The organism is Parasphingorhabdus sp. (assembly GCF_059726685.1).
Genome location: NZ_AP041068.1, coordinates 379,920 through 403,211, shown reverse-complemented (window position 1 = coordinate 403,211; position 23,292 = coordinate 379,920). Strand labels below are relative to the sequence as shown.

Here is a 23,292-nt window from a genome sequence, read left to right as displayed (position 1 = left end):
ACCCCCATAGGGTATATCAATAGAAAGGTGCATTATGCCATCGGCAACCCACAAGGATAAACTCAACCGCCTGAAACGCATCGAGGGACAGGTGCGCGGTATAGCCAGCATGGTTGAAGAAGATCGCTATTGCATGGATATCTTGACACAGATGCAGGCTGTGAAATCAGCACTGTCTAAAGTTGAGGATCAGATACTCAAGGATCACGCGGCCTGTTGTGTTGCCGAGGCTATTTCGTCTGGGGATGAGACAGAGCAGAAGGAAAAGTTTGATGAGCTTGTGGAGCTTTTTGGTAAAGTGAAGCGGTAACTTAATGTCCGCTTTTTCGCCCATAGCGGTCAAAACTAGTCAGTCAGCTAACGGCCCATTATCAGACGTTTTGTGTGTTCACGAAAAGGTTGAAAACGTCCGGCATAAATAGTGTCTCCTTCTGGGCCGTTAGCGGATTGTCTGGTTTTGGTCATATTGACGCGAAAGCTGCCACAGATGTCTGTCCAGTTCAGTCTTTTGACTGAGAGCACCTCTTCCTCTCCTAAGCACGAAGTCGACGCACGTTGCAAACAAATCTATTGGCCAAATTTCACGGACTTGATCGCGCTGAGAGCAGCCTCAATCCTCGGAGAGCCGCGAAGACCATAGGGATACATTGCGATTATCTCGATCGCTTCAATTGGTGGGGAAAATCCACACCGAATAAGAGCCCCAATTCGCACGTCCTCCGCGACCAGATAGTCTGGAAGGAAGCCAACACCGGCACCTTCGACGATCATTAGACGTATTGCTGCCAGGTCGTTGGACAGGATCCACGGGCGCAGTGTTGTCATTGCCGACCGACCGGGGCGAGGTCGGCGGGGACGCTTGTCATCGAAGAAGGATGAAAGCCCTATGATCCTGTGGTGTGCCAGATTAGCCAGGGACTTCAGCTCGGCTCCTGCAGCTGCGAGGTAACCGGGAGAGGCGAATACACCGATCGTGCTTTCTCCCAGCTTCTCGGCAATTAGACCAGTCTGTTCGAACGATCGGAGACGTATCGCGATATCTACCTGGCTTTCGCGCAAATCGACATAGCCTTCTGAGAAGTCGAGCTTCAGCGAGAGCTCAGGATGTTTGTCAGCCAGCCGCGCCAGAGGAATGGCGAACTTTGCCCGGCCAAGCGCAGGCGGCAAGGAGATCCTCAGCACGCCCCTCGGTTCCGGACTCGTGTCGGCGATCCTGGCTTCGGCAGCTTCGAGTTGGGCGAAGGCCTCGCGCACGGACTGAGCATAGGCTTCGGCCTCGAGCGTAGGCTCGATCCAGCGCGTGCCCCGCCGGAAAAGGGAGATACCCCCCAGTCTCTGCTCCAGCGCAGCAATGCGCCGGCTGACCGTCGATTGGCCGACGCCGAGAACACCGGCTGCCTCCGAGAAGCTCCCGACCTCCAAGACGGCAAGCAGCGTTTCTCCTAAAAGCAAGCGATCGTTATGCATGCATCAAACGCATATTAATGATCCGTTTCCCGATTTTTCCATCCACTGTATACACGCCTCATTTCCCTGTGCAAGACGGATGAAAACGATGACGACAGTAACCCAAGCCGTGCTCGAGCGACGCTCAACCCGTGCCTTTCTCGACAAACCGGTCGAGCGCTCGACCCTGGTCTCGTTGCTGCAAACCGCTGGGAGAAGTCCTTCGGGAAGTAATCTGCAGCCGTGGTTTGTCGATGCGCTGACGGGTGATGAGCTGGCTGCCTTCCTCGGCGAAGTGAAGAAATCGATGGCCGTCAACCAGCGCGGCGAGGGAAGCGAATACACTCTCTATCCCGACGATATGGCTGAAGAATATCGCTCGCGCCGCTTCAGATGCGGCGAAGACATGTACGCGACCATCGGAGTCGAGCGCGAAAACAAGATGGGCCGGATAATGCAGTTCGCCCGAAATTTCGAATTCTTCGACGCGCCCGTGGGTCTCTTCTTCTCGATCAATCGTAGCTTCGAGCAACCGCAATGGGCACATCTTGGCATGTTCATGCAGAGCTTCATGCTGCTCGCGCATGAGCAGGGCTTGGCGACCTGCCCGCAGGAAGCCTGGTCGGCCATGTACAAGACCGTCTCGCGCTTTCTGCAACTACCCGAAGATCGTATTCTCTACTGCGGCATGGCGCTCGGCTATCCCAATCCCGAGGCGCCGATCAACTCGCTGGTGACCGAGCGCGAATCGGTCAAGAACTTCGCGACTTTGCGGGGTTTTTGAGATGGCGGTCTCTCTCACAAACATGCCGAATGCCGACAAGGCGGCGGCGCGATCGGCTACAGATATCCGCGAATACGAAGCGATCCCGATCACCGAGCGCATTGCCGAGAATTCGATCTACGATCTGGTCTGCAACGCGGCAGAGGCCTGGGGCGAGACGGCCTTTATGAAATTCCTGCCTCATGGCCTTGCCGATGACGAACCGAAGGCGTTGAGTTTCGCCCGGCTGCGGTCCGACGTCACTCAGGCGGCCAACGCCTTGCGCCAACTCGGCCTCAAGCGGAACGAGGCGATCGGATTTCTTGCGCCCAACCTTCCGCAAACCTTCGTCTGCCAACTGGCGGCAGCGACGGCTGGCCGCGCCAACCCGGTTAACCCTCTCCTGTCGGTGGAGCACATCGTCACAATCATGCGCGCCGCCCGCGTCAGGATCATTGCCACCGTCAGTCCTGCAGCGGATAACGAGATCTTCGCCAAGGCGCAGGCCATCGCTGCGGCACTTGGCGAAGGTGTGGACATGCTAGTGCTCGATGCACCTTGCGAGGGAGCGACATTTCTCGGCGAGCTGATGGCGCAATGCCATTACGACCAATTGGTCGGGTTCAACTCGCCCTCGAGCAATGACATCGCAGGCATCTTCCACACCGGCGGTACGACATCTGCGCCCAAGCTGATTTCCATGACTCATCGCAACCAGCTGGCAACGACCTGCATGGGCTTGCTCGGCAGCGGGTACAGGCCCGGCGACGTATCGCTCGCGGGCCTGCCAACCTATCACGTGATCGGCGGTATCGCGACGCCGCTGGTTTCGCTCGCAGGCGGGGTCACCATCCTTCTGTGCGGCCCATCAGGCTTCCGCAATCCGTTCATGATCGGCGACTTCTGGAAGATCGTGGCACGTCATGGCGTGACCACAGCTGCTATCGTGCCGACGATCCTGAGCGTGCTCAAGGACTTGCCCATCACTGAGAACATCTCATCGCTGCGCCAGATCGTGAGCGGTGCGGCGCCGCTTCCGACGGCGCTGATCGAAGCGATCGGGACAAAAACCGACGCCGAAATCGTCGAAACCTACGGCATGACGGAGGCCTCGACCTTCTGCGCGCGCAACCCGGTCGGTGGCGAGAAACGGCCCGGTTCGGTCGGTCCGTTCGTGCCATACCAAGAGTATCGACTTGTCGAAGATGGAGCGGAAGAAAATAAGCCGGAAGTTGCGCAGGGCGAGGTCGGCCGCATCCTGGTTCGCGGCCCCAATATTGTTGGCTCAACTGCGTTCGCGGACGAATGCGGTAATGCCATCGGCGAAGAACGCGTTGACGAAAACGGTTGGCTCGACACCGGCGATCTTGGGCGCATCGACGCAGACGGCTATGTTTGGCTGCAAGGGCGAGCGAAGGACCTTATCATCCGGTCCGGCCATAACATCGACCCCGGGCTGATTGAAGAGGCGCTAAGCGCGCATCCGTCTGTCAACATGGTCGCTGCGGTCGGACAGCCGGACGGCTATGCCGGTGAGGTACCGGTTGCTTTTGTGACTTTGCAGGGAGGCGCGGCTACTGATGAAGAGGCACTCCTGGCCTATGCCCGCGAGCATGTTTCAGAACGGCCAGCGGCACCCGCCCGCATCGAAATGCTCGACGCGCTGCCGCTGACGGCCATCGGCAAGGTCTACAAACCGCAATTGCGGACCCGCGCAGCAGAATATGCAACGCGAATGGCAATCGAGGGCATGATCGCATCCGATGTCTCCGTCGAAATCCAGGCGGAAGAAGCGGCACCAGGTGCCCGGCGTCCTGTCAAAATCTCGGTTGGAGGGGCGGACGGGAGCGACTTCATCGGCTTCGTAGCCAAAGCCGAGCCGATCTTGCTGGCGCTCAATCTCGATCCCACGTTCCTGAGGAGCGCGTGAATATGAAGATCAATGAAGTGTTCACCCGCAATCTGTTCAAAGGGAAGACCGTGGCTGTGACTGGCGGCGGATCGGGTATCAATCTTGGCATCGCACACAGTTTTGCCACCCTCGGTGCCAACTTGGCGATCTGTGGGCGGACGCATGCGAAGCTCGATGCGGCTGCGCAGGAGCTTGCCGGTTATGGTGGCGCGGTCTTCGCCCAGGCCGCCGATGTGCGCGAATTGGATGCTTTGCAGGCCTTTTTCGATGCCTCTGCCGCAGAGCTGGGCCCGTGCGACGTTGTAGTGGCTGGCGCTGCGGGGAATTTCCTGTGTGCGATCGACAAGATGTCCTCCAATGCGTTCAGGACCGTCGTCGATATCGATCTCGTAGGTTCTTTTCATACTGCAAAGGCAGCGCGTGAGCAGCTGACGAAGACATCCGGGACGCTGCTACTCATTTCCGCTGCGCAGGCTTTCATGCCATTCGAGTTCCAAGCCCACGCCGGTGCAGCCAAGGCGGGAGTGGACCAGCTCATGCGCCAGCTGGCAATCGAGTGGGGCCCTGACGGCATTCGCGTGAATTGCATCGTTCCGGGGCCGATCGAAGGTACTCAGGGCATGAGCCGCTTGCTGAAGTCGAGCCTCAAGGACGCGTTGCTCGACACGATCCCGCTTGGCCGGGCTGGAAAGTCGGAAGATATCGGAGCTGTTGCTGCGTTTCTTGCTTCACCCTTGGCTGGCTACATCACCGGTACATCGCTGATTGCAGATGGCGGGCAATATCTAAACGGCACCGGCGTTCTGAATGCGGCAACGAGAGCAGTTATTGCGAACTAGGGCTGACCTATTTGGCACAGTCAATAAATCCTCGTTGGACTGGCGGCGCGAGACTTCATTGTTCTTTGGTCCGATAGCGAAACGTCTTCCTTCCAGCATTGGCCAAATAGAGCCGGTCATTCCTCAATCAACCCAATTTCAGACTAATGGCAGCAGATATTAGCTTATTGAGACAATCGCCGTTTGATCCGGCTGAGCGCCTGCGGTGTGATACCTATATAGGCGGCAAGCTCAGCCTGGCTCACTCGATTCGCAATTTCAGGCATGGTCTCAATCATCACGGCATAGCGATCTTCAGCTGAAAGGCTCAGCAATTGGTATTCGCGCTGCTCCTTGCGCTTGCCATAAGCAGAGAGAAATTCGACGAGTGCATTGGCGAGCGAAATGTCGTTTTGCGCGGCATCCGCCAACACCTTGTAAGGCAATGAAATCGCCAAAGTGGGTTCGCTAGCGACCAGGCTAAAGGTGCACGGATTTCCGTCTACCAGAGCCACCATGCTGCCGATTATCGAACCTTCGGCGAGGAAAGACTTAATATGCTCTTTACCGTCAGCGCGAACATAATACGCTTTTAGAAGGCCAGATTTGACGAAGTAGACATTCGAATCGTTGTCTCCCTGCATGAAGGCATGGTCACCGATTTCCAGTGTGATCTGGCGCCCGTTTCGGACCACAAGCTCTTGAAATTGCGACAAATGAACCTCGGTTAATTACGGCGCACTGCGCTTCGGCAATACCCTAGCGCCATGAAACTGCAAAACAAAACCATCGTTTTGACCGGGGCCAGCTCTGGAGTTGGTCTCGACCTATTGGGTGCGCTTGGCTCGTCCAACACTATCATCAATCTTTCGCGCCACGCTCCACCAGAGGATGCAGTGCAATTGTCGCCTGGATTTGCCCATGTTGCGACAAATCTCGCTGATGCAGCGAGTGTTGACAGGGCGATAGAAGCGATCACACTCTCTCATCCTGATGGGATCGATGGGTTGATCAATTGTGCAGCCGTGCAATTCCTGCCCAAATTTACCGACAGTGATTTTGATCCCGCCAGCATCGCGACAGAGATCGCGATCAACCTCACCAGTCCGGCTCAACTGATCCACGGTCTTCTAGGTGGCCTGCGCAAGCGGTCTGAGAGTTTCGTCCTCAACGTCAATTCCGGTCTGGGTCTAGTGCCAAAGAAAGAGTCGGCGATTTACTGCACCACCAAAGGCGGGCTCGATAACCTCTCTCGCGGTCTGCGGGCGCAATTGGGCGGAACCAGTATACGGGTCCAACAGGCTTTCCTGCCACTGGTCGACACGCCGATGACCACTGGACGCGGAAGCGGCAAGCTCTCGTCGCGAGATGTTGCGCGCCAGATCATTCGCGGGATCGAACGCGGCACGCCTGACAATGATATTGGCAAAGTCAAATTGCTCCGCATCATCAACCGCCTTTCTCCCTCAATTGCCAACGCAATCATGCAAAAAGGTGACTCATGAAAACTATGCTGAGGGTCATGTTGACTATTGCTGCAGTCTTCGCATCGACATTTGTTCTTGGCCGCGTTCTCGGTATGTTGACTGAAGACAATGTGCGAGATTGGCTGGAGATCGCGAGCACTCTCTCTGCGCTCACCGTGATCGCCGTTGTGGTGAGCCTTCTCGCTATCGACCTTTTCGTCGCAGTACCGACACTCACCGTTGTCATCCTGGGCAGCTATTTTCTCGGATTTGAGATGGGCTTCGCCGCAGCTATGGCAGGCTCAGCCATCGCGGCATTTGGCGGCTACGCGATTTGCCACCGCTGGGGCGAAGGCGCGCTTGCCAAAGTGATACGAGACGAGGAGCAACGCGCCGAAATGCGCAATGCCTTTACCGCTCATGGCCCTGGCATGATCGTGCTCTCACGTGCAGCTCCCATTTTGCCTGAAGTCACTGCGTGTATGGCTGGTATGACGCGCATGTCCTTGATGCGCTTTGCAATGTTTTGGTTAGTAGGAACCTTGCCCTATATGGGTATTGCCTCTTACGCAGGATCGGTCAGCACTTTGGACGATCCGCGCCCGGCGATCTTTGCGGCCTTAGGGCTCTATGCCGTAATGTGGACTGGCTGGTTCATCTATCGCAAATACTGGATGACGGGCGGTGAGCGGCTGCTTGTTTGAGTAAGTGTTCAACGTCCCCTTCCACCACCAAATCCCTGACATTAGACTGTGATTAGAGTGGGGCCAGGAGCGGTCGGTCAGCTATTTGGGCCAACAGGGAAGAAAGCTACCTTGCTGCTCACGTCTCCAATTGCGGACATTGCGGCTTTTGCTGTTGGCGAACCCAGCGTACTCTGCTTGCGAAACAGCCTCCAAGGGTTAAGCAATAGGCTCGAATGACGACCGCGTATTGCGCTATAGACGTGAAGAAATTCGTTCGTCTCTGTCAATGGCATTGTCTTAAACGTCTCGGCCGTCTCGACTGCCATTCGACGGGCCGCCAGGTGCCTTGGCGTCCCCGCTCCAACTATGACAGCCATCTGGCTGCTTTCTCGACGCCGTCCATTGCTTGTTCGAGTACATCTCTTTTCCAGCTCGCGCCACAGCTCATGAAGGCATCGAACATCGCCTTCTTGCACTGTTCGTCTCGGGCATTCGCCAGAGCGGCGGAGTGATCAATCCTCAGCGCGTCTAACACCGCCTGTTCGGCAAGGGTTCCGAACTCGTGCGCCGCTGCGGCCACCTCTGCTTGCGGCATGAGGCGGCGTAATCCGCTGAGCAGGTCGCCGGAAACAACATACGAGACGGTGCCGGGGTCGCCGCCCTCGACATAGTCGTCCCCCCAAATATTTCGCTCGAAGCGTCGCTCCTCGGCCGACGCCCAGTGCGAGCCAATAAATTGGCCCCTTCCGTAATTGCCGAGACCGGTATGAAAATCGATCAGACAGATTTGCGATGCTGCCGTTAGCTCTTTTCCGACTATTATTTCGAAGTTCTTACGCGCCCAGGTCGCATGTTTACCACCGTAAGACGGTGAGTATGGATAGGCGTACTGGCCACCCGCAATCGCTGCCCTCATTTCTCGAGGATTTTGCGCTATCCTCTGCAACAGGGCACGGTCGGAATCGGCCTTCACGCTGGCAGCAGGAGTGAGCAGCCTTGCGAACTCTTCGTCGAACGCTTCGTTGACTGGCAGCGGACCTGAAAAATCAATGAAGTTGCGATTCAGGTCCACTCCCTTCTCTGTGACGCGCCGGTAATTTGCCATTCCGTAGGGATTGACGCCGTAGACAAATACAATAGCGAAGCCGGAAGCAGCAGGCATCGCTTCGACCAGCCCGGCTTGGATCATCGATCCGGCATATCCTTCAACGTCGTGCACACCAGAGACCAAGACGAGTTGTGCCGGAGCCTCGCGGCTTCCGAGCCGCGCGACGTCTACGGCGAGTGCCTGGTCGTCGGGTCCGGCGCGTGGGTGTGGATATGAGCATAGCTCAGCGCCTGCGCGACTGGCGGCCTCGAGAAATTCGGTACGGGCGGCTGCATAAGTGATCATACCAAAATCAAGGCCTCGTTTCGAACCGATATTCCGCGCCGTCCCGTTGAATATAACCCCCGCTCGGGTCGGGGAACGCCGTCCCCAAGATGAGCGTCTGATCATCAGCCAATTGCTCGAACATGGCGAGACGGGTGGATACCGATTGTTCTGGCTGCGTATCGAAACTGCTGCTCCATTCCGGATACGCGATCTGGGCAGGGTGGTGTAAAAAGTCGCCTGTGATCAGCGCTTTTTCACCATTGCTTTCGAGCATGATCGCAACATGATGATCGGTATGGCCTGGCGTCGGGACGAAGGTCATCCCCGGCACAATCTCAGCATCGGATGTAACCCAGTCAACCAGACCAGCTTCCACGATAGGCGTAATCGAGTCTGCAAAAAGTTCCGCCCGAGCTGGATCATCGCACTGGCCTCGCCAGCTATCATATTCTTCTTTTACGAACACATAACGGGCGTTAGGAAATGTTGGCACCCATTGGCCATCAACCAACCGTGTGTTCCAACCGACATGATCAATGTGCAGATGAGTACAGATAACCATGTCTATTTTGGATTGGGGGAAGCCCGCTAGCGCGAGGTCCTCCAGCCAAGGCATCGACATCTTGTTCCAGATCGGAACCTTGCGCTTTTTGTCGTTACCGACATTGGTATCGACCAAGATCGTTCTACCGCCGATCTCGACCACGAAGCTATGCACGGAGAGGCGCAACCCGCCGCGCTCGCCCACATGGTCTGGGTGGAGCCAAGGCACTGATGCGAGTGCATTTTTCGCAGCGTCAGGGATGAGAAACTCCCCAAAGCCTTCCCCTTCCATTTCAACGACTTTGGTGGCCCGGATTTCCCCGATACTCCACGAGTGAAAACCATCCGTATTAAAAGACTTTCCGTTCACAGCGCGGCGTTGAAGCAAAAGGCGAACGATCGCACCGAACTTCGCAAAAGGCATGCTATTCTATCCTTGGTCGCATTATCTAATTAGACTATACAGTCTAATCTATATATGGCAAGCGCTGTTCATGACCAAACCTCAGCGAACCACTCGTCACACAAGGTCGGATGCGCGCATCATACAGGCGGCACGAAGGCTTTTTCTTCGGGACGGCTTGGCCAAGGTAAGTATGGATCTGATTGCGCAGGAAGCGGGCGTTGCGCGGCAAACCATCTACAATCGCTTCAAAAACAAGGATGCGCTGTTCGAAGCTGCAATGAAGCAGCATTGGCAGGCACTCAGTGATGCACTCGCCATTGACCTTGACCCAGATGAAGAACCGAGTATCGTTCTTCGAAGAGCAGCTTTGCATGTGATCAGCTTCATCGACGATAATGATCAGGTGGCGGTGACTCGCATGGTGGTCTCGGAGAGCCGCGAGGCTCCGCGTCTCGCGGAGGATTTTTACAGACTTGGAAAAATGCCCCTGCTCCAACGCTTGACCGAATATCTGAGCGCAGCGAAATTACGCGGATTCTTGAGCGTACGCGACACCCATTTGGCCGCCCAGCAATTTTTGGGGATGGTACAAGAGCCTCTCTTCTGGCCGCGGGTCATTGGACTTGACGTTCCATCGGAGCGCGATGCTGCTACGGTGATCGATGAAGCAGTTAGCGTTTTTGTCGCAGCTTATGCTCCTGCCCGATGACTGGATCACCCATCAGATCAAATCAATCGTCAGGCAAAATCTTGGCAATTTCGACTGACAGGGTGGTGCCAACCGGGGAGGTAAACTTTTTGGACCGGATGCGGATCGTCTGGTTTCGCAGCAGACGTGACGCCAAAGCAGAAATAGCGTGTCTAATTTTCGGACTTGCTCAGTCACAACATGGTCGAAATCTAGGCCGATAAATATATCTATTGACTCCTCGAAATAGTTCGCATACGTATCAAATATGGTTTATATACGAACTACTTGCCATGCGTGATCCAAAAGTCTTCTATCTTATGCAGCGAGCGCATAGCGCTTTGTTTCGTGCCGCCGATCGCTATCTGAAATCGAAAGTCGGCCTTTCGTCGTCACAACATGCGGTTCTGCTTGCTCTGACGAAGAATGACGGCATGCCAATTTCGGTCATCGCGAGCCAGCTTAACCTCGGGAAATCGAGTCTGACCGGCCTCATCGACCGTATGTCATCGAAAGGGCTGGTTCGCCGTGAGCAGAGCGAGAAAGACGCCCGAAGCTTCTCAGTCCATATTGAAGACGAGGGTCGCATGCTCGTTGAAGCGACAATTAAGGGGACCAAGCGGATCAATCGCGAGCTCCTTTCGCCATTCTCGATCGAAGAACGCGCCACGATCGGTCGGTTCCTCGAGCACTTGGCTCACAACGCTGGCGATATTGTCAGGATGAACCCATCGAAGACCTCCAAATCCAAAGAAAGCACCCCCGCATGAGCAACCATATCCACATCTCGACCGCAGACAAGGTCACAACGCTAACGATATCGCGGTCGGACAAGAAGAATGCCCTCACCCAGGAGATGTACGGTGCCCTCGCCAACGCCATGGTCGCATACGATACCGGGGACGATGCGCGCGCGCTGGTGATAACTGGCGAAGGTGACATGTTCACCGCAGGCAACGACTTAGACGATTTTTCCATGGGAGGGAACGCGGACGATGAAGTCCCCCCGGTCGCGCGCTTTCTCAATGCTATCTGCGACTGCGAAAAGCCGATTATTGTTGCGGTTAATGGCCCGGCAATTGGTGTTGGACTCACTATGCTGCTTCATGCCGATCTCGTTTATGCGAGCACAAGCGCAACCTTCGTCGCGCCGTTCGTGAAGCTGGGCCTTGTGCCGGAGGCGGCGTCTTCGCTCTTGCTACCCGCTGCTGTCGGCATGGCGATTGCCAATGACATCCTTCTTGCCGGACGGACACTTACCGCCGATGAGGCCCTGCAGTTCGGATTGGTAGCGCGAGTCTTTGCAGGTGATGAACTGCAGAAATCGGTGCAGGAAATTGCCCAAAACATCGCAGGTTCCGCACCAAATGCGCTCAAGGCATCGAAGGCGCTTATTCGCAATCGCCGAGATGCAATTGTCGCGCAGATGGCCGCTGAATCCAAACACTTTGTATCTCAGCTCAAATCACCCGACTTCAGCGAAAGTGTTTCAGCGATGAAGGAGAAACGCAGGCCCTTCTATGCTTGAGCCTCAGCGGAATGTAACATCGAACCACGCAACGAGAGGACAGTGCATTGGCTAAGGTTATCCTTATAACCGGAGCCTCATCGGGGATTGGGGCGCATTGCGCACGCGCGGCGGTCAAAGCGGGTCACAAGGTCGCTTTGGCGGCACGATCCGCCGAAAAGCTAAGGGGCATTGCCGAGGAATTGGGAACAGACCATGCGTTCGCGATCGAGTGCGACGTCACTTCACCCGGCTCGCAGGAAGCGATGTTTGTGGCCGTGGCCGCGCATTTTGTCAGAATCGATGTCGTTTTCGCCAATGCCGGACTGGGCGCAATCGCTACCGGAACCGAGCATGGGGACATCGAGAATTTCCGTGAGATGGTGATGGTGAATAACTTCGCAGTTGCCGTCACGAGCAAGCTCGCAATCCCTCACCTCAGGCGGAGCACGGGGCATCTGGTCGTGATCGGTTCGCAAGCCGGGCATGTCGCGTTGGCCGGATCGGTCTACAGCGCAACCAAGTGGTTCATCCGCGGCTATGCGAAAAACCTGGCGAATGAGCTCGTGCCCCATGGCGTGCGGGTGACAAGTATCGACCCGGGAATGGTCGACACGCCCTTCTTCGAAGAGGCCAAGCCAGGCGCGTTGCGCGTCGATGATATCTCGACCGCGTTCCTCTACGCGATCGAGGCACCGACGCATGCCCGTATCGCTGAGATCGAGATCAATCCGATGGTCGGAGCGCATGACGCGTGACGCGTGGTATTCCGATCGGAAGGTCGCGCTCGTTATCGTCGATCCTTACAATGATTTTCTGACGGCGGGAGGGCGAGCATGGCTGTTTAATCGCGCCACGCTCAAGAAGCTGAAAACAGTTACAAATCTGGAGCAAATTCTAGCGCATGCTCGCGCGACAGGAATGACGGTTTGCTTCGCTCCGCACGCAAGATATCGCCGTGGCATGTTCGATCACCGGCGATACCTTAATCCATCGACCTATCTCGCCAAGTTCTTCCAGACATTGAGCGCCAAGGGATGGGGCGGCAGATTTCGCAATGGGCTAGAACCCGAGCCAGGAGAGTTCGTGGCAAAAGAACATTTGGTCTCCAGCGGCTTTGTCGGGACCGACCTGGGCGAACACCTTTCGCGTGAAGGCGTTGAAGAGATCATCCTGTGTGGCTGCCTTTCCAACACCTGCATAGAGTCGATTGCGCGCAGCGCCATCGAGCTGGGCTACCATGTGACGATCTTAACCGACGCGCTTGCCGCCATGTCTGAAGCCGATCACGGAGCCGCCGTGGCGTCCGGATTTCCGATGTGCGCAAATCGGACCATGTCCTCGCGCGATTGGATCGGGCAGGGAGCGGCATGATAGCGCGTCTCGTCGACCGGCTTGGACGCGCGCTCACGGATCGAAACGCGCGCAGTTATGGCCCGTTCGAGCGAGAAGACACCGCAGTTCTCGCGCTTTCGCTGCAAGTAGATGTGTTCTCATTCGTTGAAGAATGGTCGACGTTCTGTCGCGAGCGGCCGGCAATGGAAAAGTTTGCCAACTTCTTGACCCAATGTCGCGCGCGAAGCCTGCCGATCTATCACTCGCCATTATCCGTGGGCGATGACAACAAAACGAGCGCCATCGGCACGACCCGCTACTTGCTCGATCTTCGGACCCGCCAGCTTCTCGCGCAAGGCGGACCAGGTGCGGATATCGAACCGGCGTTGGTCGCGCCTTCCGATCACATCCTAGCGCCACGTTCGGGGCTCAATGCCTTCGTCGGGACTGGGCTTGGAGAGTGTTTTCAGCAAGACCGACGAAACCGGCTCATTATTTTGGGTGGCGTCGTAAATGCTGATTTGGATTCGTCGGCACGTGCAGCAGTCGAGCTTGACTTCGACGTGACGGTCTTGAGCGATCTGACTTTCGCCTACAGCGCCAAGGATTTGCAGAATACGCTCTCGATTACACTGCCGCGTCTGGTTGCGCGAGTCTCAGAAACTTGCGAAATCCTAGACAGCTTGCCTGACATCGTTAGCGACTAATGGGGCGCTTTCGGAACGGTCCAAACTGGGCCGATTGCGGACTGTCTGCCAATAGGTGGCGCGACATTGGCACCGGTCAATCAGCTCGCGATCCAAAATCAGCTCAATGAGTGGAGCGAAGTATACGTAGAAAGCCAATCTCCACTGTTAAATATGAAAATGATTTCATATTCATTGACAAATTCGAGAAGATACGGCAACCCTACGTCATGGAACGAACAATCGAAGCGCAACAACAGATCGCCGATAGGCAATCACTGACGAAACCGCAGACGAAAGGGGAGCGCACGCGTGCGCGTTTGCTCGAGGCAGCGAAAGTGCTCCTCGAACGTTATGGCTACCACGACCTGAAAGTCACCGATGTCCCGAAAGAAGCAGGCGTAGCTGCGGGCGTTTTCTATACTTATTTCAAGAACAAAGAGGAACTCGTTCTGCAACTGTTCGACGATGTCCTTGCTCGAAACATCGAACTTATTTTCACCGATGAGCGCGCTTCCAACCCTTTCGAAGCGGTGCTTTCGGCCAACCGACGGTATGTCGAGCTATTTGCAACGGGCAAGGGGCTGAACCGAGCCGTGGGTCAGATCGTTGACTCTCTTCCCGAGGCCCGCACATCCTGGCAGCGAGCCAACTGGCGAGTTGCCGAATGGATCGCCAAAGGTATTGCTCGCCACTCTGGCAAAGGGGTTCCGGACGAGACGGACGAGTTCGCTGCACTCGCACTTCAAGCAATGCTCGATTCGATCCTGATGCAAACCTACGCCTATCGCGATCCCGCACTAGCAAAAATGGCGAAGGAGCCCGAGCGGCTCGCCTATGAACTCTCGGTGCTATGGTATCGCGCCGCCTATGGGCGCGAGCCGAGCAATACAGAAAAGGAAAACGTAAATTGACGGAGCAATACGCTTTAGAGTCTGCGCTCAAAGAACTCGACCTAAAAGAAAAAGGTCCGATCGGCACTTCCCCTTGGATCACGATAACGCAGGAGGATATTGACGGTTTCGGCAAGGTAACTCGGGACCTCGATCCTATGCATGTCGATCCCGAATGGTGCGCCGCGAAAGGGCCCTTTCCTACAACGATTGCCTTCGGTTTTTTGTCGCTCTCGCTGATAACCCATATGAGTCATGAAGCGCGGGAGTGGACGGAAGGTACGTACGCCCTCAACTACGGTTTCAATAAGGTGCGGTTCGTCGCTCCTGTTCCCGTTGGATCGCGCGTTCGCGGGCATTTCACTTTCATGTCAGCCAAGCCGCGTGATGATGGCTCGATCCTGACGACGACAGCCGTAACCGTCGAAATTGATGGCGAAGAACGGCCAGCAGTGACCGCTGAGTGGTTGGGTGTTTTCTACCCACCGTCGATCCAAAAAAAACTCGTCTAGACCCGTGACCACTCACTTACGGAATCCAATTGCTAAGGCTGTTGCCCGAATTGCGCGCGAGGACCCCCGGCGCGAAGTCATCGTCGATGGCTCGCTGAGGCTGTCTTATGGTGATCTCGCTCAGTCTATTGATAAGTCATCGAGCGCATTGATCCAGGCGGGTTTGCGGCCGGGCGCGCGAGTGGCGTTCATGGGGTTTCCGGGCGCCATATTTCTGACGAGCGAACTTTCAACTCAGATGGCGGGTGGCGTGTGGCTTGGACTCAATGCGAAATACACTGTTCCAGAGCTTGCATATGTACTTGCCGATGCCATGCCCGATCTCGTTTTTGTCGAAGATCGCGTGGGCGACATTTGCATTGCAAACGTGCTTGCGGCCGCTGGACGTCTTGATCCACAGCCGCGGATTCAGGTTGTGGACTCTGTTGCCGATTTGGCGGATATCGCTGATCTCCACCATACAACCGAGGATCTGCTGGGTCAGGACGATGCGTTGATCGTATACACGTCGGGCACGACAGGGAGCCCGAAAGGCGCGCGACTTACCCATGCTGGGATCAGCGAGGCGACGCGGCTCTATCGAGAGCGTTATCAGCATCCCAAGCTCCGCTCACTTCTAAATCTTCCAATCAATCACGTCGGATCGCTGATCGATCTTGCCGCATCCGGAATAGGGATGGGTGGAACTTTGATCGCAATGCCGGGCTTTGAACCTGAGGTTATCCCAGATCTTATGCGCGAGGAGCGTATTTCGCTCCTTGGCCAAGTGCCTGCCATGCATCTTGCGATCGAGGCGGCCGCTCCATATGATCCCGGCGACTACCCCTCGCTCGCTCATCTTGTCTGGTCGGGCGCAGCCATGCCGCGAAGCTGGATCGAGCGGCACTACAATCGAGGCGCGGAATTGAGTACTTGCTATGGCCAGACTGAATGCACCGGATCGATCACTTTCACTACAAAGGATGCGACGATTGATGAGCTTGCAGACACGATAGGACGAAGCGCAGACGAGAAAGTCACACGCCTTGTTGCAGAAGACGGCAAGGTAATTGAAGGCGAAGGTCGCGGTGAGATACAATTGCGTGGACCGCTTCTGATGAGTGGTTATCACAACAGAGCCGAGGCAACGAAGGAGGCCTTCGCTGATAAGGTTTGGCTGCGAACGGGTGACCTTGCAACCCGGGATGAGAATAGCAACTACGCGATAGTCGGGCGTTTGAAGGAGATGTTCAAGTCAGGCGGATTTAATGTTTACCCGCGCGAGGTAGAGATCACCTTGGAAGAACATCCTGGCGTTACTGCTGCCGCTGTAATCTCTCGCCCGGATGAGCGTTGGCAAGAAGTGGGTTGGGCGTTTCTGATGAAGCGTGCTGATATAACCGATTCCGAACTCAAAACGTTCGCAAGCGATCGACTTGCGAATTACAAGGTGCCCAAGCGGTTTATTGTGCAGGATGAACTGCCGCTGCTTCCGATCGGAAAGATTGATAAGAAGGCGCTTGCTGCAATGGCGGATCGAGGCGAGTTTGGCTGATATCGCGGCTCATAAATATGAAAGCGGCTTCGCTTTCAATCTTCCGCGAGTTTCGCACCGCACGGCCGCGCTCTACGGTGTCGGCTCGATCGGGACTGCAATCTTTGTCATCGTGCCTCAACTCTATCTGCTTTTTTTCATGACCGATGTCCTTGGCATTCCTCCCGTCATGGCCGGGGCAGTTTTGTTGGTTCCTAAAATTTGGGAGTTTGTATTCGATCCGCTTCTCGGCAACTGGTCCGACGGTCTGGATACCCGTTGGGGGCGGCGCGCGCCTCTTATGGTTGTGGGATCAGTGCTCTTTGGAGTCTCGTTCGCTGGACTTTTTGGTCCACCGGTGGTCGAGAGCAAGGCTCTTCAGGCCCTCGTAATGGGCTTGATATTCCTTTTTTCAACCAGCGCCTACGCGCTTTTTTCTATCCCCTACATCACCATCCCGGCCGAAATGCCAGACAAAGGACTTTGCCGGGTTCGAACTGTTTCGTGGCGCATGGCTTTCGTATCGGTTGGCATCCTGTTCGCGGGCACCTCCGCTCCGCTGATGGTGGACCGTTTCGGTGGCGGTGTTGAAGGGTTCTCCATCATGGGGTTTGTGCTCGCCGCGATTGCTGCAGGAACCATGGCGCTCGCGATAACGGCGTTGAAAAAGATGCCTCAGCGCCCAGCATCCAGCCATACCCTCCCGCTCTATCACCAAGTGCGGATGGCGGCATCAAACCGTCCCTTTCTTCTTCTCGGCGCGACATATGTATTGCAGCTCGTCGCAACGGCGATCTCGCTTGCGATGCTTCCTTTCTTCGTGAAATATGTCTTGCAGGAAAAAGAAGCTCTCGTGACGGGCGTATTTGCCGTTTTTACATTTGCTTCGCTTCTTGCGCTACCCGTTACCGCGTGGGCAGCACGTCGTTTCGGCGAAGCTCTAGCCTATCAAATCGCCACGATAATCTATGGTGCTGGGCAAATCGCCATCTTGGGGTCTGCGCTTACAGGTCAAAGTGAATTGTTCGTTCTCGCCATGGGGGTGGTCGGGATAGGTAACGCTGGTCAGCAACTCCTCCCCTTTGCAATGTTACCGCGTGCGATTGACCTTGATCGTAAGAAAACAGGCGAAAACCGAGAAGGCGCTTTCACTGGCTTCTGGATAGCGGGCGAGAAGCTTGGCCTAGCGCTTGGCGGTTTCATTGCCGCGACGGTTCTCAGCATCGCGGGATTCGTAGAAGCGGGGTCCGAGCAAATCACGCAACCGCCATCTGCAATAATTGCGATCGCATGGCAAATGTCTGTGATTCCCGGGGTGCTTTTCCTTTCAAGCCTTTGGCCGCTCACGAGATTCGAAACGGCCCTAAATGGAGATACTATCAAATGACGAAGGTTCTAGTGCTCGGTGCGGGTGAGGTGGGCGCTGCTGCAGTTGATTATACCGCGCGTCTCGAAAATGTAACGTCTGTCACGGCGGCGGATCTCAACAAGGAACGCGCTACGGCCGTTGCGTCTCTATTCGAAAAAGCCAAGCCCCTCGGTCTCGACATCAAAAACTCTCCGGCCTTGGTTCAAACCATGCGCCAGCACGATGCCGTTCTAAACACAGTCGGACCGTTCTTCCGTTTCGCAACGCCGGTCTTTGAAGCCGCGCTTGTAGCTGGTATTACATATCTGGACGTCGCAGACGATTGGGAGCCCACCCTCGAACTGCTTGCCCTGGACGGGCAGGCAAAAGCGCGCGGCGTAACCGCCATTGTCGGGATGGGAGCAAGTCCAGGTTTAGCCAATCTTCTTGCGCGCGCGGCTATGGAAGATCGCCCAGATGCGAACGAGCTTTACACGGCATGGCGCGCAGACGATGTTGGGACCGGCTACTCGGCGGCAAAGGAGCATTGGCTCCACCAATGTACTGGCGCGATCCGCGTTTTGCGCGGCGGAAAGATGGTCGACGAACCTCCACTCCGCTCGATTCCGATCCATTATCCCTCGCTCGGCGAGCTCGAACTTGTCAGCGTTGGCCATCCGGAAGCGGTGACACTACCCCTTCGCTATGGCCGTCTCCAAGACTGTGTGAATGCGATGGTGCTTCCTCCGAAACTGCTTTCTCTTCTTCGAACCCATCTCGCCGAAGATCCAAGCGACCTTCGTGAAAGCGCAACAAGCTTCAACGCCCGCTACGATGCAATGGGACCTGACAACCTCTCGGTTTTCGAGAAGCTCGAAGGCCTATTTGCCGTAGCGCGCTATGCTGAGGGATCGAGCGTCGTAACCCTGCTCACTTATCCTGATGGGTTGGGGCCGGTAACTTCTGCTCCCCTGGCTGCGGCGCTCGATCTCGTTCTCGCTGGCAAAGGGCCTGAACCAGGAGTCTGGACTCCCGAGGATGCGTTCGCACCGGACGACTTCTTCTCGCATTTCGCCAAATTGATCGGCGCAAAAATGCCGATTACCCGGACGACTCGCCTATGACTGCTGCATCTCACCTTTCCAATGAGGAGGCAGCAATCCTGCCACAACTCATGGCAGAACTCGATGCAGGTCTCGCACCGCTCGCAAAGCGGTCACGCCGGATATCGCGCGACTCAACCCCATATCGACCTACAGAATCCGAACAACGCCAGGGATGGGCTTGGAAAGGGGAAATTGCGATCTCTGATGACGGTCCGCTCAAGGGGCTGTCGTTCGCGGTAAAGGACAATATTGCGGCGGAAGGACTACCTCTCACTAACGGCAATCTCGACCGGTCGCCGTATTGGCCGGATCAGCATAACTCGGTCGTTGAACAGTTATTGGAGGCAGGAGCCCGCTGTTTTGGCAAGGCACAATGCGAAGACTTTTGCCAAGGCGGTCAAAGCTTTTCCTCACTGCCTTATCCCGTCCAAAATCCGCATACACCCAACCGCTCGGCTGGTGGCTCCTCGTCCGGCTCGGCGGCGCTTGTGGCGCGCGGAATGGTTGATTTCGCACTCGGATCCGACAGTGCAGGATCGGTACGTATTCCGGCGTCGCATTGCGGTATCGTAGGCCTCAAGCCGACTCGCGGAACTTTCCGGTTTGACAACGCAATGTCGCTGGAACCGTTCCTTGAAACAATTGGGATTCTTGCGCGCTCAGTCTCCGAAACCAACTTTGTTTTCGACGCGTTGAAACCAGCGTCACGATCTGCTTCGAGCCGCCGTCCGCTGAGGGTCGCTCGCGTTCAGCCGTCCGGTTCGATCATAGTCGCGGACGAGATTGGGGAAAGGCTCAACACCATAATCGAACGGACTTTTGGAGAGGGGATCGAGAATATTGAGCTTGACCTTGCAGAAGCGAACCAAGCGCATCTCGGAATCTATATGATCGGTATGGCGCATCGGTTGCGCGGGCTCAGCCAGCCCTTCGGTTCCCAAGACGGACATGAGCCGGAGGCAGCGGCCGCTCTGGCAGAATGGATAGCCGACCGCGACACACATTCGAGCGAGCTGGCCCTTATGCTCGAGGCGGGTGAGCGTGCCTACAAGCGGTATGGTCACGCGGCATATGTTGAAGCCATCGCAATCGCAAACCGCACCACCGACCATGTAAACCAATTGTTCAAACGCTTCGACGTTCTCATCCTTCCGACCGTTGCATCCGAGCCGCCTGTTCGCCCATCCTCGGGCGACGGGCTTCTTGCCCAAGTCGCGACATCTTTTTCAGGTACCGAGCTTACGGCTCCATTCAGCCTTACCGGACATCCTGCAATGAGCGTACCGCTCAACCTAGAATCCAACCTTCCTGTAGGCGCGATGATCGTGGCGCCATATGGCCGTGAAGATCTTCTGTTCGTAGCGGGAAAACTAATGGAGACAAACTTATGACACGTATGGTACTTAGTGATCCCGGCACTGCAATCGGCGAAGCCGCTGACATTCTCGAGCAGGTAATGACCGAGTTCGGAACGATACCGAATGTGTTCAAGCTCCTGGCTATATCGCCCGCACTTCTTGGCACTTACGCATCAGCGACGCAATCGCTTGAAGCTGGCACACTCCCGGCCCGCGTTCGCGAGCTTATTGCGGTCGCGATCGCTTCTGACAACGCGTGCGAGTACTGTCTAGCGGCACACGCTGCTGGTGGACGCGCAGCCGGTTTAAACGCCGAGGAACTCGAAGCTGCCACACGCTTCACGGCATCGGATGACACAGAAGGTGCCGCACTTACCTTCGTGCGTGCGGCGATAGACACTGCTGGCAACGTGAGCGATGAGAGATTGGAACAGGTACGCGCTGCCGGTTGGTCAGACCCGGCCATACTCGAAATGCTCGGCCATATCGCACTCAACCAGCTGACTAACATGGCCAACCGATTGGTAGACACGCCGAACGATATGCCCAAACACACATTAAAACCAAAAGGGAGGATCACTTAATGTATCTTAAAAATGAAACTGTACTCATATTCATACTTGCGAATATGATGGCTGTTCCCGCCACAGCACAGGAGATCGATGAGCTAAAGGACAATGGCCCTAGCGAAGCCGCGGAGAGCGACTCGCAGACTACAAACATGATCGTTGTAACCGCACAACGACGTTCGGAAAGCATTGTCGACGTACCAATTTCGATCAGCGCTTATGATGAGAATTTTCTAGAACGCTCGCGGGTAGAAAAGGTCGACGACCTGGTTCAATTCACCCCAGGCGTGAATGGTGCAAACGTCTCAACTACGACGCCGCGCCTCAATATTCGCGGCGTGAGCACAGAAGATTTCGGCATCGGCTCTGATCCCGTTCTCGGCGTTTATGTTGACGAAATTTACCTCGGTCGGGGCGTCAGCTCCATCAACGATTTGTTCGACGTCGAGCGCGTTGAGATCGTTAAGGGTCCGCAAGGATCGCTGTTCGGCCGTAACACTACTGCAGGGGCAATCAGTGTTACTACCAACAAACCCGATCCGTTCGCGTTCGATGCCGCCGCATCAGCCTCTTATGGCAATTTCGATGAGGTTTCGACACAGGCGATGATCAACACGCCACTTGGAGGAGATTGGGCATTCCGTATCGCGGGAAGCTATCGTGCACGCGACGGCTTCATTGACAACATGCTCGGTGGAGATCTGGCTGATACGGAGACTGGCGCAGTTCGTGCGGCGATCGCAAAGGATGGTTCGACATTTGACATCACTTTGTCCGGTGAGTGGCGGCGGACAAGCGATGGCGGTAACGGCTATCTCAATCGCATACTGGTCGGCGGCGATCCGTTTGGCGACATCAGCACCGATCTTGGTGAAGGCGCGCGCGACGATATCGATAGCTACCGCATCGCTTTGCAGCTGGAGAAAGACTTTGGAGAGGTTACACTCACCTCTATCACTGGCTTTTCAGGCTTCTTCAACCAAGACTATCTCGAGGACACCGACGCTAGCCCACTGAACTTGCTGCATTTTGGGACGAATGGTGACCAGGACACATTCTCTCAAGAGCTGCGATTATCCGGCACTGCGGGACGCCTGGACTGGTTCGTTGGTGCCAGCGCGGCCTTCGATGATGTTCGATCGACGCAATTTGCAAATTACGATGAAGATACAATTTGCGTTGCGCTAAGCGAATTCACCGCTGCTGGCTGTGCCGATATATTCGGCGTGGCGGGTTCGGGTATTATCCTCGAGGAGTCCATCGCCAGCGGCCAATATGAGAATTACGCTATTTATGGGGATGCCACGTTCGCGCTCACTGATCGCCTCGATGTTACGGTTGGCCTGCGATACAGCTACGATCGGAAGGATTTCCGCGCGCGTATTCCGGTCCCAGACAATGTCCTTGGCAACGTCATCATCAATGCACCCGATTTGAATGCCGCTGCTCAATTTGGCGAGGCTTTATTGGATGGTACGGTCCGGCAACGCCAGTCTTGGGACAGTTTTCAGCCTCGTTTTGTCCTCAGCTATGCGGCTAGTGACGACGTAAATTTCTACGCCTCGGCCACGAAGGGTTTCAAGTCCGGCGGTTTCAACCAACTTGAACTGGGGGAAGCATTCGATCCGGAGACGATCTGGTCCTTCGAGATCGGAAGCAAAGGAATTATTCTGGATGGTGCCGTTCGCTACGCTATTGCGGGTTATTACTACACCTATGACGATCTGCAGGTGCTTGTGCAGGTGCAGGGCATTCCAGCACCGGTAACGCGGAATGCTGGTGCATCGGAAGGTTATGGTGTCGAACTCGAACTAGACGCTGAACCGGTTGATGGCCTTCGGATTCTTGCAGGCATCGCTCTACAAAACGCTGAATACACGGAGTTCCAAGCGGCTCCGGATGCTGATTTTTCTGGGAATGCTTTGGTGCGCTCGCCTGATTTCACCGCAAGTATGGTAGCGGACTATCGCGGCGACATTTCTGAAAGCTCTGGCTTCTTTCTTAGAGGCGAATATAGTTATCGCTCGAGCATCTTTTTTCGGCCAACCAATCAAACCGATGTCCGACAGCAAGGCTATTCACTGGTCAATACGAGCGCTGGACTGAGCTTCGGTGATGGGCGATTTGAACTTTCAGCCTACGCCGAAAATCTGTTTGACGAGGACTACCTGATCGACATCTCGGAAGTCATTCCAGAGCTTCTCGAATATACCCAACGTGGTTTACCGAGAACATTTGGCGTCCGGTTCAAAGCTCGTTGGTAAAGCCGCGACCGGCGGCATCATTCTTTTGTTGGCGTGGCCAATGGTCCGTCATCGCAATCCGTCTCGGAAGGTTCATCGTGTGATATAGGAAAGGTATT

24 protein-coding genes are annotated in these 23,292 nt (G+C 55.7%); 20 read left to right on the top strand and 4 right to left on the bottom strand.

Features of this window, described 5'->3' with window-relative positions:
• The first annotated feature begins 34 nt into the window (after nucleotides 1-34).
• Nucleotides 35-310 carry a metal-sensitive transcriptional regulator gene (locus AC6I9Z_RS01985; RefSeq protein WP_461457497.1) on the top strand — a complete coding sequence of 92 codons (276 nt, stop codon included), beginning with the start codon at nucleotides 35-37 and terminating at the stop codon, nucleotides 308-310.
• 257 nt (nucleotides 311-567) lie between these two features.
• Here AC6I9Z_RS01985 and AC6I9Z_RS01980 read toward each other — a convergent pair whose 3' ends face one another.
• Nucleotides 568-1,467, bottom strand: a complete 900-nt coding sequence (locus tag AC6I9Z_RS01980; RefSeq protein WP_461457499.1) for a LysR family transcriptional regulator — start codon at nucleotides 1,465-1,467, stop codon at nucleotides 568-570.
• A gap of 88 nt (nucleotides 1,468-1,555) precedes the next feature.
• Here AC6I9Z_RS01980 and AC6I9Z_RS01975 point away from each other — a divergent pair, with 88 nt between their 5' ends.
• From AC6I9Z_RS01975 to AC6I9Z_RS01965, 3 genes are read left to right on the top strand one after another with little or no spacing between them, the layout of a single operon-like run.
• Nucleotides 1,556-2,230 (top strand): nitroreductase, encoded by a 675-nt coding sequence (locus tag AC6I9Z_RS01975; RefSeq protein WP_461457501.1) that lies wholly within the window; start codon nucleotides 1,556-1,558, stop codon nucleotides 2,228-2,230.
• A gap of 1 nt (nucleotide 2,231) precedes the next feature.
• Nucleotides 2,232-4,139: an AMP-binding protein gene (locus AC6I9Z_RS01970; protein ID WP_461457502.1), complete on the top strand. Its 1,908-nt coding sequence runs from the start codon at nucleotides 2,232-2,234 to the stop codon at nucleotides 4,137-4,139.
• A gap of 2 nt (nucleotides 4,140-4,141) precedes the next feature.
• A complete protein-coding gene (locus AC6I9Z_RS01965) occupies nucleotides 4,142-4,960 on the top strand; it encodes an SDR family oxidoreductase (RefSeq protein WP_461457504.1) in 819 nt (272 codons plus the stop codon).
• A gap of 164 nt (nucleotides 4,961-5,124) precedes the next feature.
• On the opposite strand, the gene AC6I9Z_RS01960 is transcribed toward AC6I9Z_RS01965, so the two are convergent.
• Nucleotides 5,125-5,634, bottom strand: coding sequence for a Crp/Fnr family transcriptional regulator (locus AC6I9Z_RS01960; protein ID WP_461457506.1), 510 nt, complete (start codon nucleotides 5,632-5,634; stop codon nucleotides 5,125-5,127).
• 72 nt (nucleotides 5,635-5,706) lie between these two features.
• Here AC6I9Z_RS01960 and AC6I9Z_RS01955 point away from each other — a divergent pair, with 72 nt between their 5' ends.
• Nucleotides 5,707-6,444, top strand: a complete 738-nt coding sequence (locus AC6I9Z_RS01955; protein WP_461457508.1) for an SDR family NAD(P)-dependent oxidoreductase — start codon at nucleotides 5,707-5,709, stop codon at nucleotides 6,442-6,444.
• A complete protein-coding gene (locus tag AC6I9Z_RS01950) occupies nucleotides 6,441-7,109 on the top strand; it encodes a TVP38/TMEM64 family protein (protein ID WP_461457510.1) in 669 nt (222 codons plus the stop codon). Before AC6I9Z_RS01955 ends, AC6I9Z_RS01950 begins: the two co-directional genes overlap by 4 nt.
• Before the next feature lie 346 nt (nucleotides 7,110-7,455).
• Here the strand turns inward: AC6I9Z_RS01950 and AC6I9Z_RS01945 are convergent, their stop codons facing one another.
• Both AC6I9Z_RS01945 and AC6I9Z_RS01940 read right to left on the bottom strand, forming a co-directional pair.
• Nucleotides 7,456-8,484, bottom strand: coding sequence for a DUF2817 domain-containing protein (locus AC6I9Z_RS01945; protein ID WP_461457512.1), 1,029 nt, complete (start codon nucleotides 8,482-8,484; stop codon nucleotides 7,456-7,458).
• 7 nt (nucleotides 8,485-8,491) lie between these two features.
• The gene (locus tag AC6I9Z_RS01940; RefSeq protein WP_461457514.1) at nucleotides 8,492-9,433 is read right to left on the bottom strand and encodes an MBL fold metallo-hydrolase; all 942 of its coding nucleotides are present in this window, start codon (nucleotides 9,431-9,433) and stop codon (nucleotides 8,492-8,494) included.
• A gap of 70 nt (nucleotides 9,434-9,503) precedes the next feature.
• Here AC6I9Z_RS01940 and AC6I9Z_RS01935 point away from each other — a divergent pair, with 70 nt between their 5' ends.
• The 14 genes from AC6I9Z_RS01935 to AC6I9Z_RS01870 all read left to right on the top strand — a co-directional run bounded on the left by AC6I9Z_RS01935 (nucleotide 9,504) and on the right by AC6I9Z_RS01870 (nucleotide 23,194).
• A complete protein-coding gene (locus AC6I9Z_RS01935; protein ID WP_461457516.1) occupies nucleotides 9,504-10,124 on the top strand; it encodes a TetR/AcrR family transcriptional regulator in 621 nt (206 codons plus the stop codon).
• 272 nt (nucleotides 10,125-10,396) lie between these two features.
• Entirely contained in the window at nucleotides 10,397-10,873 is a 477-nt protein-coding gene (locus AC6I9Z_RS01930) for a MarR family winged helix-turn-helix transcriptional regulator (protein ID WP_461457518.1), read from the top strand.
• The gene (locus AC6I9Z_RS01925) at nucleotides 10,870-11,631 is read left to right on the top strand and encodes an enoyl-CoA hydratase-related protein (protein ID WP_461457520.1); all 762 of its coding nucleotides are present in this window, start codon (nucleotides 10,870-10,872) and stop codon (nucleotides 11,629-11,631) included. The genes AC6I9Z_RS01930 and AC6I9Z_RS01925 overlap by 4 nt, the downstream gene beginning before the upstream one ends.
• 47 nt (nucleotides 11,632-11,678) lie before the next feature.
• Complete coding sequence (locus AC6I9Z_RS01920; protein ID WP_461457521.1) at nucleotides 11,679-12,368, top strand: SDR family oxidoreductase; 690 nt, start codon at nucleotides 11,679-11,681, stop codon at nucleotides 12,366-12,368.
• Nucleotides 12,358-12,984, top strand: a complete 627-nt coding sequence (locus AC6I9Z_RS01915) for a cysteine hydrolase family protein (protein ID WP_461457523.1) — start codon at nucleotides 12,358-12,360, stop codon at nucleotides 12,982-12,984. Before AC6I9Z_RS01920 ends, AC6I9Z_RS01915 begins: the two co-directional genes overlap by 11 nt.
• On the top strand, nucleotides 12,981-13,652 hold the full coding sequence (locus tag AC6I9Z_RS01910; RefSeq protein WP_461457524.1) for an isochorismatase family protein: 672 nt from the start codon (nucleotides 12,981-12,983) through the stop codon (nucleotides 13,650-13,652). The genes AC6I9Z_RS01915 and AC6I9Z_RS01910 overlap by 4 nt, the downstream gene beginning before the upstream one ends.
• A 209-nt stretch (nucleotides 13,653-13,861) precedes the next feature.
• The gene (locus tag AC6I9Z_RS01905; RefSeq protein ID WP_461457526.1) at nucleotides 13,862-14,545 is read left to right on the top strand and encodes a TetR/AcrR family transcriptional regulator; all 684 of its coding nucleotides are present in this window, start codon (nucleotides 13,862-13,864) and stop codon (nucleotides 14,543-14,545) included.
• Nucleotides 14,542-15,036, top strand: coding sequence for a MaoC family dehydratase (locus AC6I9Z_RS01900; RefSeq protein WP_461457528.1), 495 nt, complete (start codon nucleotides 14,542-14,544; stop codon nucleotides 15,034-15,036). Before AC6I9Z_RS01905 ends, AC6I9Z_RS01900 begins: the two co-directional genes overlap by 4 nt.
• A gap of 4 nt (nucleotides 15,037-15,040) precedes the next feature.
• On the top strand, nucleotides 15,041-16,570 hold the full coding sequence (locus tag AC6I9Z_RS01895; protein WP_461457530.1) for a class I adenylate-forming enzyme family protein: 1,530 nt from the start codon (nucleotides 15,041-15,043) through the stop codon (nucleotides 16,568-16,570).
• Nucleotides 16,563-17,936: an MFS transporter gene (locus AC6I9Z_RS01890; RefSeq protein ID WP_461457532.1), complete on the top strand. Its 1,374-nt coding sequence runs from the start codon at nucleotides 16,563-16,565 to the stop codon at nucleotides 17,934-17,936. Before AC6I9Z_RS01895 ends, AC6I9Z_RS01890 begins: the two co-directional genes overlap by 8 nt.
• On the top strand, nucleotides 17,933-19,021 hold the full coding sequence (locus AC6I9Z_RS01885; protein ID WP_461457534.1) for a saccharopine dehydrogenase family protein: 1,089 nt from the start codon (nucleotides 17,933-17,935) through the stop codon (nucleotides 19,019-19,021). The genes AC6I9Z_RS01890 and AC6I9Z_RS01885 overlap by 4 nt, the downstream gene beginning before the upstream one ends.
• On the top strand, nucleotides 19,018-20,394 hold the full coding sequence (locus tag AC6I9Z_RS01880; RefSeq protein WP_461457536.1) for an amidase family protein: 1,377 nt from the start codon (nucleotides 19,018-19,020) through the stop codon (nucleotides 20,392-20,394). The genes AC6I9Z_RS01885 and AC6I9Z_RS01880 overlap by 4 nt, the downstream gene beginning before the upstream one ends.
• The gene (locus AC6I9Z_RS01875) at nucleotides 20,391-20,945 is read left to right on the top strand and encodes a carboxymuconolactone decarboxylase family protein (RefSeq protein ID WP_461457538.1); all 555 of its coding nucleotides are present in this window, start codon (nucleotides 20,391-20,393) and stop codon (nucleotides 20,943-20,945) included. The genes AC6I9Z_RS01880 and AC6I9Z_RS01875 overlap by 4 nt, the downstream gene beginning before the upstream one ends.
• Entirely contained in the window at nucleotides 20,945-23,194 is a 2,250-nt protein-coding gene (locus AC6I9Z_RS01870) for a TonB-dependent receptor (protein ID WP_461457540.1), read from the top strand. Before AC6I9Z_RS01875 ends, AC6I9Z_RS01870 begins: the two co-directional genes overlap by 1 nt.
• The last annotated feature ends 98 nt before the right edge of the window (nucleotides 23,195-23,292 follow it).

Bases quoted from the DNA above. Each gene is read 5' to 3' on its own strand.
- AC6I9Z_RS01970 (WP_461457502.1), top strand. From the start codon at position 2,232: ATGGCGGTCTCTCTCACAAACATGCCGAATGCCGACAAGGCGGCGGCG.
- AC6I9Z_RS01950 (WP_461457510.1), top strand. From the start codon at position 6,441: ATGAAAACTATGCTGAGGGTCATGTTGACTATTGCTGCAGTCTTCGCA.
- AC6I9Z_RS01905 (WP_461457526.1), top strand. From the start codon at position 13,862: ATGGAACGAACAATCGAAGCGCAACAACAGATCGCCGATAGGCAATCA.
- AC6I9Z_RS01985 (WP_461457497.1), top strand. From the start codon at position 35: ATGCCATCGGCAACCCACAAGGATAAACTCAACCGCCTGAAACGCATC.
- AC6I9Z_RS01980 (WP_461457499.1), bottom strand. From the start codon at position 1,467: ATGCATAACGATCGCTTGCTTTTAGGAGAAACGCTGCTTGCCGTCTTG.
- AC6I9Z_RS01955 (WP_461457508.1), top strand. From the start codon at position 5,707: ATGAAACTGCAAAACAAAACCATCGTTTTGACCGGGGCCAGCTCTGGA.
- AC6I9Z_RS01915 (WP_461457523.1), top strand. From the start codon at position 12,358: ATGACGCGTGACGCGTGGTATTCCGATCGGAAGGTCGCGCTCGTTATC.
- AC6I9Z_RS01910 (WP_461457524.1), top strand. From the start codon at position 12,981: ATGATAGCGCGTCTCGTCGACCGGCTTGGACGCGCGCTCACGGATCGA.
- AC6I9Z_RS01885 (WP_461457534.1), top strand. From the start codon at position 17,933: ATGACGAAGGTTCTAGTGCTCGGTGCGGGTGAGGTGGGCGCTGCTGCA.
- AC6I9Z_RS01925 (WP_461457520.1), top strand. From the start codon at position 10,870: ATGAGCAACCATATCCACATCTCGACCGCAGACAAGGTCACAACGCTA.
- AC6I9Z_RS01880 (WP_461457536.1), top strand. From the start codon at position 19,018: ATGACTGCTGCATCTCACCTTTCCAATGAGGAGGCAGCAATCCTGCCA.
- AC6I9Z_RS01930 (WP_461457518.1), top strand. From the start codon at position 10,397: ATGCGTGATCCAAAAGTCTTCTATCTTATGCAGCGAGCGCATAGCGCT.
- AC6I9Z_RS01870 (WP_461457540.1), top strand. From the start codon at position 20,945: ATGTATCTTAAAAATGAAACTGTACTCATATTCATACTTGCGAATATG.
- AC6I9Z_RS01965 (WP_461457504.1), top strand. From the start codon at position 4,142: ATGAAGATCAATGAAGTGTTCACCCGCAATCTGTTCAAAGGGAAGACC.
- AC6I9Z_RS01875 (WP_461457538.1), top strand. From the start codon at position 20,391: ATGACACGTATGGTACTTAGTGATCCCGGCACTGCAATCGGCGAAGCC.
- AC6I9Z_RS01935 (WP_461457516.1), top strand. From the start codon at position 9,504: ATGACCAAACCTCAGCGAACCACTCGTCACACAAGGTCGGATGCGCGC.
- AC6I9Z_RS01975 (WP_461457501.1), top strand. From the start codon at position 1,556: ATGACGACAGTAACCCAAGCCGTGCTCGAGCGACGCTCAACCCGTGCC.
- AC6I9Z_RS01940 (WP_461457514.1), bottom strand. From the start codon at position 9,433: ATGCCTTTTGCGAAGTTCGGTGCGATCGTTCGCCTTTTGCTTCAACGC.
- AC6I9Z_RS01945 (WP_461457512.1), bottom strand. From the start codon at position 8,484: ATGATCACTTATGCAGCCGCCCGTACCGAATTTCTCGAGGCCGCCAGT.